This window comes from Shewanella sp. DC2-4, assembly GCF_013248875.1.
GTDB classification, from domain to species: Bacteria; Pseudomonadota; Gammaproteobacteria; order Enterobacterales; family Shewanellaceae; genus Shewanella; species Shewanella oncorhynchi.
Window position 1 is genome coordinate 774,594 of record NZ_JABRVR010000002.1, and the last position, 12,651, is coordinate 787,244.

Annotated in this window: 8 protein-coding genes and 1 CRISPR repeat array (1 of these 9 cut by a window edge); of the genes, 6 read left to right on the plus strand and 2 right to left on the minus strand. The window is 42.9% G+C overall.

What is annotated here, in order from left to right:
* Positions 1 to 165: 165 nt before the first annotated feature.
* Positions 166 to 807, minus strand: a complete 642-nt coding sequence (locus HQQ92_RS04135; protein ID WP_173243347.1) for an AbiV family abortive infection protein — start codon at positions 805 to 807, stop codon at positions 166 to 168.
* Between the two features lie 114 nt (positions 808 to 921).
* Positions 922 to 1,845: a TIR domain-containing protein gene (locus HQQ92_RS04140; protein ID WP_173243350.1), complete on the minus strand. Its 924-nt coding sequence runs from the start codon at positions 1,843 to 1,845 to the stop codon at positions 922 to 924.
* A gap of 2,343 nt (positions 1,846 to 4,188) precedes the next feature.
* Here HQQ92_RS04140 and cas1f point away from each other — a divergent pair.
* From cas1f to cas6f, 6 genes are read left to right on the plus strand one after another with little or no spacing between them, the layout of a single operon-like run.
* Positions 4,189 to 5,166, plus strand: coding sequence for a type I-F CRISPR-associated endonuclease Cas1f (cas1f, locus tag HQQ92_RS04145; protein ID WP_173243353.1), 978 nt, complete (start codon positions 4,189 to 4,191; stop codon positions 5,164 to 5,166).
* Positions 5,167 to 5,178: 12 nt separating this feature from the next.
* Entirely contained in the window at positions 5,179 to 8,559 is a 3,381-nt protein-coding gene (gene cas3f / locus HQQ92_RS04150; RefSeq protein WP_173243356.1) for a type I-F CRISPR-associated helicase Cas3f, read from the plus strand.
* Positions 8,550 to 9,911, plus strand: coding sequence for a type I-F CRISPR-associated protein Csy1 (gene csy1 / locus HQQ92_RS04155; RefSeq protein WP_173243358.1), 1,362 nt, complete (start codon positions 8,550 to 8,552; stop codon positions 9,909 to 9,911). Before cas3f ends, csy1 begins: the two co-directional genes overlap by 10 nt.
* 1 nt (position 9,912) lies before the next feature.
* Positions 9,913 to 10,908, plus strand: coding sequence for a type I-F CRISPR-associated protein Csy2 (gene csy2 / locus HQQ92_RS04160; RefSeq protein WP_173243361.1), 996 nt, complete (start codon positions 9,913 to 9,915; stop codon positions 10,906 to 10,908).
* Between the two features lie 20 nt (positions 10,909 to 10,928).
* On the plus strand, positions 10,929 to 11,912 hold the full coding sequence (csy3, locus tag HQQ92_RS04165; protein ID WP_173243364.1) for a type I-F CRISPR-associated protein Csy3: 984 nt from the start codon (positions 10,929 to 10,931) through the stop codon (positions 11,910 to 11,912).
* A 9-nt stretch (positions 11,913 to 11,921) separates the two neighbouring features.
* Positions 11,922 to 12,506, plus strand: coding sequence for a type I-F CRISPR-associated endoribonuclease Cas6/Csy4 (gene cas6f / locus HQQ92_RS04170; protein ID WP_173243367.1), 585 nt, complete (start codon positions 11,922 to 11,924; stop codon positions 12,504 to 12,506).
* A 130-nt stretch (positions 12,507 to 12,636) separates the two neighbouring features.
* A CRISPR array of direct repeats spans positions 12,637 to 12,651; the repeat unit is 28 nt (it continues 5,715 nt past the right edge of the window).

The window sequence follows — 12,651 nt, forward strand, 5'->3', positions numbered from 1 at the left end:
ACGTTCCATAGGAACACGAATGTAGAAAGTGCTGCCGCATAAATTGCGAGATATTCAGTTAACTTCAAATTAGATATCCTTTCTCCGATGCATACTCTTGTTGGGCGCATAACGCCCACTCAAGTGGACAAAAAATGTTAGTTATGATGTGGAACGTAGCGGATCCTAACCAACAGTTTTTGTTTCATTTAAAGCGATTTTTAGCTGTTTTTCAACTTCAATGTAAATAGCATCAGTAGTATCACAAATGGTTGATGCTTCAGCGGTAACTCCCCAAAATTCATCACTAAACATCTCGATTGCAACGAGTAAATGCTCCGCAGATAGCTTTACATCAAATTGGTGCGATGGTATGTGTAATTTATTTTTACATCTTGCGAAATACAATGATTCTTCACGAAAAATTGAATATTCACCAGTTTGATATTTTCTAAAAAACTCTTCAGCTCGTTCTTTTCCCATACTATTTTTAAGTCTATCACTAATAAGGTAAATATCATTAAGAGCAATCTTATGTTTTTTAATATGTTGGAATAATGGATCTTTACTTCGTTTTACCTGTTTTATTTCTTGTCCCCATGAACGCATATGACCAGATTTTATTTTCGCGATTTCTTCAAATATTGTGATACTTAAAAAAACAGAAGGTGCATAACTCTTAGACATAAATAAAACATTTGCAGCATTAATTAATTCTTTTACATGCATAATCGCAGAATTATATTCAGCACTATCCATCAAGCCTATATAGTCATCGGAAATGACCTTAGCGGCATCTGCGGTATAATGAAAACTTTGTTTATTCATTGAGACTCCAAATGACAGCTAACGCCCATGTTCTGGCGCGAAAATAAGTTGGCGTGGCTTTTGTGCCCTTTGCAAAAGGCATGACGTCATATTTTGTCGCTCAGAAATTGTTTATTAGGTTTGTACATGATAGCCAGCGCCTCTAAGCTCCACTATTAGCTGAGATTTCCAACGACTTTCGTGATCCATTGCGACATAAACTACGCCGCTAATGTCATTCGGTGTCTCCACTGTTCCTTTTACTACTGCCGCGACTCTAGCTCGGCCCAACTTACCTATAAGAAAGCCATGTTCGAAAACTACATTTTGGCGAGCGCGATAACTCCCCGTTAAATCTCCAACTTTGGAGCCAATGTCGCAAGGTGTGTATAAGACCACGCCAAATCCAACGTTAGAGTAATGCTCAATCTTTTCGATTATGGTACGGCCTGAGCTAGCTTGTAGATGGAGAATAATCGGCTGTAAGCCTAAACTAGAAATAAATGATGACATTTCAAGTTTTGCGATATCGTCATGTCCGTGAACTATAAATACCTGTGAAGTATTAAAAACTCCTGGCGGGGTTGGAATAAAGGGCGGGTCTATATGAAGTTGTTGGGCCGCACTCCACCTAGATGAATCTAGTTGCCCCTGGGTAACGTATCCCTTACGCAATAGTATTTCGAATAATGGCTCATCCTTTATTGCCCAGTGTGTTCGGGACAACTCCCAACCACCGAGATCTATATCTACTCGCATGGCTTCAATAGCACCAATCGGCAAGTTTGGTAACGCTGGATCGAATTCGAAATCAAATAGTACCGTATTCTGCCGTAGACGGATATTGGTTATGTACCCAATTTTTGATTCTACTGATTCATTTTCCGTAACAAAAAGGGTAGGAAAGCTTTTTAATTCCTCAATAGCCTTTTCGTCGAGAAACTTGTATCTCTCGCTAATTTCATCGGCGGTATATTCGACTGCAAATCGACTTCGATCCAGTTCTTGAGGGCTGCTGTTCCAACTATCTGGGCTATAAGAAATAATTAAGCTAAACAATTCTCGATCCTTCTGCGGATTGCAGTAGTGGCGCTAAAAACCTAATATTTTATTATTGCGCATGCGCGTTTACCTCATTAGACCAGTAAAAACGCACATTGTTAACTATTTGTATTGCAAAGAACTTATCAGCTTTCTATCAAATACACCACCCTGAAAAGCGTGCATGCGCGTTTTTCAAACCTATTAACTAATTTGGAAAAAGTATATCTCAATGATTTTAATAAACTTTGTTAATTTAAGGCTGGAAAAACACGCAAACGAATAAGCTTGGAAACACTCAAAACCCATTCGTTTTTAATACGATTATATGCCTATCCAGTTTTGAACAGTCAAATGATCAGATAAAGCTCTAAGTGCAGGGTTTATATATGAGATTTTGTAGGGCAACTTATTCGTCCGTTTGCGATTGTCCAAAGGTGTTCTAGCAAGCTTTGGAGCAGAAGTGAGCAAAAGCTGCCTATCGGATCTAATTGCATCGTGATTTGAATTTTGACAGGTCAAGTCTAGATTAATCCAGTTCAATCGTGCGTTCTGTTTGACCTGTATTTAGACCACTTTCTTCACCTGCAGATGTGTCACCCAAGCACCTTACGCTTCATGCCCAGTAGTCAGCTTTAACCAATCCCAATGAACATCATGAGCAGTGGTTAGTAATACGCTAATGCCGGTGGCTGATGATGGCCGGTACCTAAGCTTGTTGTTCCGCTTGATCCTATGATCCTGCCTTGTTGACTTGCAGGTGTGTCCAGTAATCCCACACTGGCTAATCGATTGTTGGGATAAGGGATGGATAGGCTGATACCTAGCATCAATGTGCATGTTTACGTTTTTGTCAGCTGCTTTACCTGCAGGTGCGTTAGTCGTTCAAGCATTTGCTGATGTTTGTGTGTGCAGCTGGCATTGATAGGGCAGATATAGACGTGCTGTGTGACGGTGGCTAGTGAGAATACCGCACGTTTCCTTAGTCTTATTTGTTACATGTGTGTTGTTTTGCGATAGGTGTATTACACCATTTGGATTCAACAGTGCTTCGATGCGGCCTAGATAATCCCTAGATCCCCTCAAAAAGTTGGGAGCACTCAAACCCATGCAGCAGTAGGGCTACAGGCGAGTCGTTGCATCAACCCTAGAGGAGGATGCAACGGCTCGCTTTTGTTGCTTTTGTGTTAACGCTTGAAGGGCGTAAAGGGTAGGGCAAAATGTGAGTTTTTTGGCAGTTCTGGGTGAATTGATGGCGCCTAAATGGATCCTTCTATTCGGCTCACTGTTTCGGTCGCGGCCTTATCCTGCGAAGGCGTTATCCGCTCCCCGTTTTTAGTCATCGAAAGCAGGTGAACTGGGATGATCTGCACACTGTTTCTGGGTGATTGAACGCGTTTTTAGGCTCATGCTGCCTTAATCTGAATTGTTAGTGATATGTTTCTATTCAATGGGTGTTGTTCAGTGTGTTGCACCAATATGGTTCAACCGTTTTTCGATGCGACCTAGATAATCCCTAGATAGCCTCAAAAAGTTGGGAGCACTCTAGCCCATGCAGCAGTAAGGCTACAGACGAGTCATTGCATCAACCCTAGTGGAGGATGCAATAGCGTGCATTTGTTGTTTTAGTGTTAAATGTTGACGATAGGGTGAAGAGGGTAAAAGCCAAGGTTTTAAACGGTTTTTGACGGTTTTATGTGAACAGTAGCTGTCTAGGCCTTGGCTCACTTTAGCCGAGTGCCAAGCTCGTTCTCTTTACCTATATTAGTCATCCTGCATGGATAGGAATGGAGCGATGATCATGTGCAATTATGAGGAATTTTGATTTTCAGATGGGCGGATTTTGTGCCTCGCCGATGCTCACGGTTTGATTGAAGCAGAACGCGACACCTTATGGTGATGAGAATCACTCGCAACTCGATGTAGATGCGAACAATTATCATCGCGGGTCCTTCCGGCTCGGTTGATTGCGGGTTCGGTGACGCGCAGTGCTTCACTACATATGAGGATTTTAGAGGGCTTGGTTGTTGTTTTATTAGCGGGCTTTTAGGGGGCGTTCATAATTTTGAACGCTATATATGGTGTTGATTATAAATAATTATTTTCGCTACTTTCTCAGAGGGACAAAAATTAGGTATGCTCGGATATACCAACTTCAACAGATCGATTTTGTGATCCTTTGATCCTTTCTTAATTATTGACTTTGGTTCTGACAATGTATGTTTTTCGTGAGGTTGTTGCTGATATGTGAGCGATGTATCGATTGTTGCATAGGGAATCAAATAGTTCTAAGTTACTATTGCTTGAATTAGGACGATAGCTTTGATTTGTTAAAGCTTTTCATTCCACATGGAGGTATTTATGGACGATCTTTCTCCCTCGGATTTAAAAACGATACTTCATTCTAAACGAGCTAATGTTTATTACCTCGAATACTGTCGAGTGATGCAGAAAGACGGTCGTGTGCTTTACTTAACCGAAGCAAAAAACGAAAACCAATATTTCAATATCCCCATTGCCAATACCACAGTCCTGTTATTGGGCAATGGCACGTCCATTACCCAAGCGGCCATGCGAATGCTGGCGCAGGCTGGGGTGTTAGTCGGATTTTGTGGCGGTGGCGGCACGCCACTTTATATGACCTGCGAAGTGGAATGGCTGACGCCCCAGAGTGAATACCGGCCCACTGAATATTTGCACGGTTGGATGCAATTTTGGTTCGATGATAAAAAACGATTACTCGCCGCGAAAACCTTTCAGCAAGCCCGCATCCAATTTATCGAACAAGTGTGGCAGAGGGATCGCGAACTCAAAACGGAAGGCTTTATTTTTAAGGATCCGGCAATCCAAGCCGCGCTTGATACTTTTCATGCCCGCACAGAGGTGGCAACCAAACAGTCGGACCTGCTATTGACCGAAGCTCAGTTAACCAAAGTGCTGTACAAGCACGCCGCCAATAATACCCAACTCAAAGATTTTACCCGTCAACACCAAAGCACTGATATCGCTAATGACTTTTTAAACCACGGCAATTATTTAGCCTATGGACTTGCAGCTAGTTGCCTCTGGGTGTTGGGTATTCCACATGGTTTTGCCGTGATGCACGGGAAAACTCGTCGCGGAGCATTAGTGTTCGATGTCGCTGATCTCATCAAAGACGCCATAGTGCTGCCGTGGGCTTTTGTTTGCGCCAAAGAGAACGCCACTGAACAAGAATTTCGTCAGCAAGTATTGCAGGCATTTACCGATCATAAAGCATTAGATTTTATGTTTAATACGGTGAAAGACGTTGCACTTCAGGACTACAGTGCTGAGCAAATTGCAGCCCAAGGCTTATAAGGTACAACAGCTATGATGGTGACATTCATCAGTCAGTGCGAGAAAAATGCCCTCAAAAAGACCCGCCGCGTGCTGGATGCTTTTGCTAACCGCATAGGCGATAACACTTGGCAAACCCTGATCACCGAAGATGGCCTGTTAACGGTTAAGAAAATGCTCAAACAAACTGCAAGTCGAAGTACTGCAGTGAGTTGCCACTGGATCCGCTCACGTTCTAGAACTCAGCTCTTGTGGATCGTGGGAAATCGATTGAAATTTAATGAACAAGGCATAGTGCCGGTGAATCGCACTCAGCTTAATTTGGAACATAAAGAATGGGAGCAGGGCTGGCATTTAAATGAAGTAATTGTCCTTGCGTCGAGTATTGCTGGATTATTTCATGATTTTGGAAAAGCTAATGATTTATTTCAGCTAAAGCTTAAAGGGTTAACCGAGTCTAAAGGGGAACCCTATCGGCATGAGTGGGTGTCTCTGCGATTATTTGAAGCCTTTGCTAATGGTTTAGCGGATAAGGATTGGCTGGAGAAATTGGCCAACATTGATAAAAACAGTACTGAAATAGAACAGCAGGTTTTGTCTAGGCTGTTTAAAGAAGACTCCGGATATCAGCGACCTTTTGATCAACTTGCACCATTTGCCAAATTGGTGGCTTGGTTGATTGTATCGCACCACCGACTTCCGCTCGCCCATGTAGGTAGCGTACATACAAAGGAAATAGACAGCTGGCTCTCTCATTGTTTTAGTTGCCATTGGAATTCAGCGAATGCAGAAAACATGACGGCAATAGATACGGATCTTATCAGGCAAAATTGGCAGTTTAGTCAAGGTACGCCCCTCTTAAGTCGGCCTTGGCAGCATAAAGCCCGAAACCTAGCCGAACGTGCACTTAATTGTCCATTGATATTTACTGAACAATTTTGGCTTGAGCAACGCTTTGTTGGACATATGGCGCGCTTGTCGTTGATGCTAGCCGATCATTATTATTCCTCTCTTCCCGCTGAAAAATCTAAAGTTCAGTGGCGAGATAAAACGTACAATGCCTTTGCTAATACTGATCATAATAGAGTGCTACAGGCGGGTAATGCGTTAAAGCAACAGCTTGATGAGCATAATATTGGTGTAGCGGTGAATGCCCAGCGCTTTGCACAAAACTTACCTGCTTTAAAATATACTTTACCAGCGATTGCCCAACATAAGTTATTTAGTCAGAACACGACAAACGGCAAGTATCGCTGGCAAGATAAGGCTTTTGCTCAAGCTAAGTTGATAGCTAAAGGCAGCGAGAGACAAGGTTTTTTCGGGGTCAATATGGCCTCAACCGGATGCGGGAAAACCATAGCCAATGCCCGCATTATGTATGGTTTAGCAGATGAACGAGAAGGTTGCCGTTTTTCAGTCGCACTAGGTTTACGAACACTTACCTTACAAACGGGTGATGCTTATCGGGATTTACTTAAACTTGGGGATGATGAGCTAGCGGTACTGATTGGTTCACAGGCCGTTAGCACCTTACATCAACTGAACAATGCAACACCGCAGCATAAGCAGATTGGTAGTGAGTCGGCAGAGGATCTTTTCGAACAATTATTTATTAGTTATCAAGGTCAAATTTATGATGGGCGGTTAAAGCATTGGCTTGCTGCGAGTCCTAAATTGGAGCAATTAGTGAGTGCGCCCATTTTGGTCAGCACCATTGATCATCTAATGCCTGCCACTGAAAGCTTGCGAGGAGGTAAACAAATTGCGCCTATGTTGCGATTACTCACCTCTGATTTAATTTTAGATGAGCCGGATGATTTTGGACTTGAGGACTTACCCGCACTATGCCGCTTAGTGAACTGGGCAGGCATGTTAGGTTCTAGAGTTTTACTGTCATCAGCGACACTGCCGCCATCGTTGATCAAAACACTATTTGATGCCTATCATGCTGGCCGCCAGCATTTTAATCAGGCGCATTTCGCCACGACAGAACAGCCTCCAATTTGGTGTGCTTGGTTTGATGAATATAAAAGTGAAACTTTAGAGATATCCAACTCAAGATCTTATATCGAGCAACATAAAATTTTTGTGAGTAAAAGAGTTAAAAAACTCGCTTGCCAACAAGTCGTCCGTAGGGGAGAGCTGGTAAAGCTTGAATTAGCATCGCCAACCACCCTTGATGAGTGTGTTGCTGCCACGCTACACAGATGTCTACACCAGCTACATGATATGCACCATGTTGTACATCCATCAGGGCGTAAGGTGTCTTTAGGTGTTGTGCGTATGGCTAATATTAATCCAATGATCGCTGTTGCTAAGTTACTGATTAACATGTCACCGCAAGCCGATTACAGTATCCATTACTGTGTTTACCATTCGCAGTTTCCATTAGCACATCGCTCTTACAAAGAAAGTCGCCTCGATAACGCCTTATCACGTCACGATGAAGCCAATTTGTGGCGCCAGCCTGAAATTCAGCAGGCATTATCAATGACCAATACTTCGAATAATATTTTCATCGTGTTAGGCACTTCAGTCGTTGAAGTGGGGCGCGATCATGACTATGACTGGGCGATTGCTGAACCTAGTTCATTGCGAGCTTTAATCCAACTTGCAGGACGTATTCAACGTCATCGTCAGCAGGTACCTAAGACGGCTAATTTATTAGTTTTAAATAAAAATATTCGGGCACTAAAAAATGAGCATCCAGCGTACTGTAAGCCAGGGTTTGAAAGTGCCGCTTTACCCTTACAACAACATGATTTAACCCCATTACTGACTACTGAACTCGATGCCATTTCGGCAATTCCAAGAATTATGGAGCCTGTGCCCAGTGCTAATGGCAGTGAATTTCAATATAGCGATCTGCACAAAAAACAACATGCTCAGGCAGTAAACTCCTTTTGGGGGCAGGAACATCGTGCTTTGCAACTGGCGTTAGGACCTGTTGGCAAAGACAAAGCTGGAGTCATTTTTTATCGCAGTTATAAAGAGGCCAATCTGTGGTGGAAGCATGATGTTGCTTGGAGCGGGGAGTTTATTCGCCAAACCGCATTTCGCCAATCGCAACCCCAAGAGGCATTTTTATTGCGATTACCAGAAGATGAAATATTAACTTGGTGTCAATTAGATACCACACATAAACCCTATCAATATCCCTCGTTAAACCATCGTTTTAACTCTGAAATAGTCCCGTTAGCTAAAGGATGTTTCTGGTGGTTTAAACCATCGACCGAACAAATATATCAAGACTTGGCTGACTTACTGGACAGTTCGATCACTAAAGTGAGTGAGCAATTTGGTGAGATTAACCTTCGAATGGCAAATAAAGATCAACCCGCCCTAGTGTGGGTATGGCACGAACAACTTGGTGTGTACGAATGTAAAGACAATAAGGACAGCCCATGGAATTAACTTTAAGCGATGCGCTTGCTGATTATATCGCTCAGCGTAAGCAAACCAAGCTTGAACCGCTACAAAAAGCACGGGATAAGATACTTGAAAAAACACAGGATTCTATCGAAATAGCAGCAGCAAATAGGGAATATGCTGAAGCTGCTGCACCGATTGAGGCGGATTTTAATCCGGTGAATTGGTTAACTGATGCTGCAAAACGCGCCAAACAGATTAGTCTAGCAACCCATGCGGCTAAGTTTACCCACAGTGATGCTAAAGCCAGCAGTATATTGGTAGCGGATACTGCGCCAGAATCGCAGACCTATCTGAACACGGCAAGTCTAGCGAATAAAGCGATAGATGCTGTAGGTAATGCGGCGGCACTTGATGTGGCAAAACTGCTGAAAATATCAGTCAATGGCGAAAGTCTCATCAAGCAGCTACAAGCTCAGCATGTCGATGCTTTAACTGCATTTACTCAAGATACTGAGTTACTTAAAGAGTGGCAGCTTGGATTTGCTAGAGCATTGGCAGATGAAAAACTAACGGGACATACCTTAACTAAGCAATTGTACTTTCCAGTATCAACGGCGCTTAATGGCGATGAATCACAACACTATCACTTATTGTGTCCTTTGTTTTCTTCATCCTTAGCCCATGAGTTATATCATCACGTCACATCAACTCGTTTTGGCGATGAGCCCAAAGCTATTAGAGAGGCGCGTAAAAAAGGTCATTATCACGCATCGCTCGAGAAGATATTCCCGGCAACAGCAGTGCAAAACTTTGGTGGCTCAAAACCACAAAATATCTCTCAACTTAATAGCGAGCGGTATGGACAAAGTTTCTTACTCAATTGCGCGCCACCGCATTATCAAGCTCAAAGCAAGCCGCCGCTCACGAGTGCCAGTATTTTTAGCCGCCAATTGCGGTTTAAAACCGCAGGTTTTATTCGCGAATTTAAAGCGTTTTTGGCTGGGGTAACCGCGCAAGAAAACAATTTTAAAGCGCGATATCAACGGGATTATGGTTTTGTGTTGCCAATTATCGATGTGCTACTTAATGAGGCCGCCATTATTCAAAATATGACGGAATTTGCAGGTTGGGCAACGTCGGCTGAGTGTCAATTAAAAACCGCTCACGGTCTTTGGCTCGATGTCGCCAACCCAGAACCGCGTTTTCAGCAGGAGCGTGCCAAAGGCGATTGGCAAGACATCATCGCCAACGATTTTGCGACTTGGTTATTGGCTCAGCTGCAAAATAAAGAACGATATGTGCTAGGTGATATTGAACATCAGTATGTTAAGAAATTATGTCTAGTGCAGCTTAAAACCTTTGAGCGTCATACACCTAAACATGGGGATGCATAGAATGTCGCAGTATTTATTAATTAAAAAACTCGATGTGCAAAATGCGAATGCCATTGCAGGGTTGACCTATGGGTTTCCGGCGATAACGAATTTTTTAGGTTTTGCCCATGCTTTATCACGCAAGTTATCTCGTGAGCTTGATGTGAGCTTAGGTGGCGTTTGCGTCGTTAGTCACAAAAACAGGGTGCATGCTCGCCAACCTAAAGGCTGGGGAGATTATGTTTTTGCCTTGACTCGTAATCCATTAACTCAACAAGGAAATACCGCACCAATCAATGAAGAAGGCCGCATGAACATGCAAGTTTCTTTATTGATCGAAATTAAGGGGTTAATTCAAGGCGATAATCAAACAGAGCAAATGCTCATAGACCAGATTAACGCTTTGTTACCTGCAATGAGGCTAGCGGGAGGGCAGATCGCTCAATACGGGCAAATTGAGATATTGAGCGACCACGAACAGCAGCAAAAAGCACTACGGCGTTTAATGCCGGGATTTATCTTAATCGATCGTAGCGATTACCTTGCGAGCCATGTTAATGGATTACAGCAAGAGGTCGTTCATGGTGCTAAGCCAAGCCTGTTTGATGCTTGGTGTGACTTTGCCACCCTAAATTATCAGGCAACTCGGTTAGATATGGAACCTGAAATAAGCGGACCATCAGATACCATCAAAGCGGATTGGCATTATGTGCCAAAGCCTCAAGCGGGTTATTTAGTCCCTATTGCAACAGGTTATTGTGCTATCTCGCCAGTATACGAAGCGGGGCAGGTTGCCAATGTGCGGGATAAGTCAGTCCCTGTTGCATTTGCCGAAACCGCTTACAGCGTAGGCGAATGGCTAAGTATTCATCGGTTAATTGATATTAGCGCGGGAATATGGCGCTACAGCTACCAACATCCTTGGTACTTAGCAAAGACAGAACCATTTCAAGTAGATATACCATCCATTGCAGATTTTGACGCTGCATTAACCTCATTTAATTTAGATGACTATTAATTAATAACGGAGCATTAATCATGGCAGATATCAAACTGAGTACACCATCAGTGTTAGCTTTTGAAGCAAAATTGCTTCCATCCGATGCCCTTATGTTTGCGGGTAATTGGGATGAAAATGTATGGCAACCTATCATAGTAGGAGAAAAAGCCGTAAGAGGAACGATTTCAAACCGATTAAAAGCCGCAACAGCAAACGATCCCGCAAAACTTGATGCCGAAGTCTCTAAGGCGAATTTACAAACGGTCGATATTGCTGCGCTTCCCCACCATACAGACACGCTAAAATTAGTGTTTACCCTACGCATCCTGAGTGACTTACACATACCGTCAACGTGTAACGATCCAGCATATCAGCAAGCCTTAGCCGCAAAAGTGAAGCAATATCAAATTGAAACTCAATTTAGTGAACTGGCAAAACGCTATGCGCAGAATATCGCTAATGGCCGTTTTTTATGGCGTAACCGTGTTGGAGCACAAGCGGTAAAAATTGTCGTAACAGCCAATAATCAGCACTTTACCTTTGATAGTTATGATTTCAATCTACGTGATTTTGCTGATGATCAGCAGATAAACGAGCTGGCGAAAATAATTCAATTTGGCTTAATGGAAAAACACGCCCTGATTAAGGTCGAGGCATACAGCCAACTTGGACAAGGCCAAGCGGTATTCCCTTCACAGGAATTGGTGATGGGCGGTGGTAAGGGAGATAAGAGTAAGTTCCTTTATCAACTTGATGGACAAGCGGCAATGCACTCGCAAAAAATCGGTAATGCATTGCGTACGATTGACACTTGGCATCCCGATTTTGAAGAAATTGGACCGATTGCGGTTGAACCCTACGGTTCTGTGACTAACCGCGGCGCGGCCTACCGTCAACCGAAAGAAAAAAACGATTTTTATAATTTGTTAGATGCTTGGATGCTCAAAGACAAGATCCCTAGCATTGAACAACAACACTATGTCATGGCCATGCTGATCCGTGGCGGTGTGTTTGGTGAATAAGGAGTTGCGATGAATCATTATCTAGACATTACCTTATTGCCCAACGAGGAAGTGGGGCATTATTTCCTCTGGGAGAAACTCTATCATCAAGTGCATCTTGCTTTGGTCGAGCATAAAAATCGGGTAGGGCAATTTGAGATTGCTGCCGCATTTCCACAGTTTAATGAAATGGATAACAGTTTAGGCTCAAAATTACGCTTGCTAGCAACTCAACCTCAGCATTTGGAAGATCTAAAGGTAAGCAATTGGCTGCGTCATTTTACCGACTACTTGCATATCAGTAGTATCCGTCCCGTGCCCGAAAAAATAGAAGTTTATGTAGCTTATTCGCGCCCAGCAATCCGTGCGAATAAAGCGCGGGAAATCGCTCGAAGAATGAAGCGTCATAATGAAACGTTAGTGCAAGCTACAGCGCATTTTGACGGTTTTAAACCTAAAAAGACCAAAGCGCCCTTTGTTTATATGCAAAGTTACACTAAGGATTCGCGCTTTCCTTTATTTATTCAACAAACACATAGTGCAGTAGTAAAGGAGGGAAGTGTTTCGTTTGACAGTTATGGATTATCAAGCAGAGGCTATTTACCCAGGTTTTGACCTTATAATTTATGCTCTTTAACAAATTAAATAGAAACAGTGAGTTACAGCAGTGTTTTTTTCGTAAGGTAAAATAATGGTTTTTAGCCTAACGAACTGTAGTTACTCACTTTTAAACTAGTAATCTATTGTTCACCGCCGCACA

Bases quoted from the DNA above. Each gene is read 5' to 3' on its own strand.
- HQQ92_RS04135 (WP_173243347.1), bottom strand. From the start codon at position 807: ATGAATAAACAAAGTTTTCATTATACCGCAGATGCCGCTAAGGTCATT.
- cas1f (WP_173243353.1), top strand. From the start codon at position 4,189: ATGGACGATCTTTCTCCCTCGGATTTAAAAACGATACTTCATTCTAAA.
- cas3f (WP_173243356.1), top strand. From the start codon at position 5,179: ATGATGGTGACATTCATCAGTCAGTGCGAGAAAAATGCCCTCAAAAAG.
- csy1 (WP_173243358.1), top strand. From the start codon at position 8,550: ATGGAATTAACTTTAAGCGATGCGCTTGCTGATTATATCGCTCAGCGT.
- csy2 (WP_173243361.1), top strand. From the start codon at position 9,913: ATGTCGCAGTATTTATTAATTAAAAAACTCGATGTGCAAAATGCGAAT.
- csy3 (WP_173243364.1), top strand. From the start codon at position 10,929: ATGGCAGATATCAAACTGAGTACACCATCAGTGTTAGCTTTTGAAGCA.
- cas6f (WP_173243367.1), top strand. From the start codon at position 11,922: ATGAATCATTATCTAGACATTACCTTATTGCCCAACGAGGAAGTGGGG.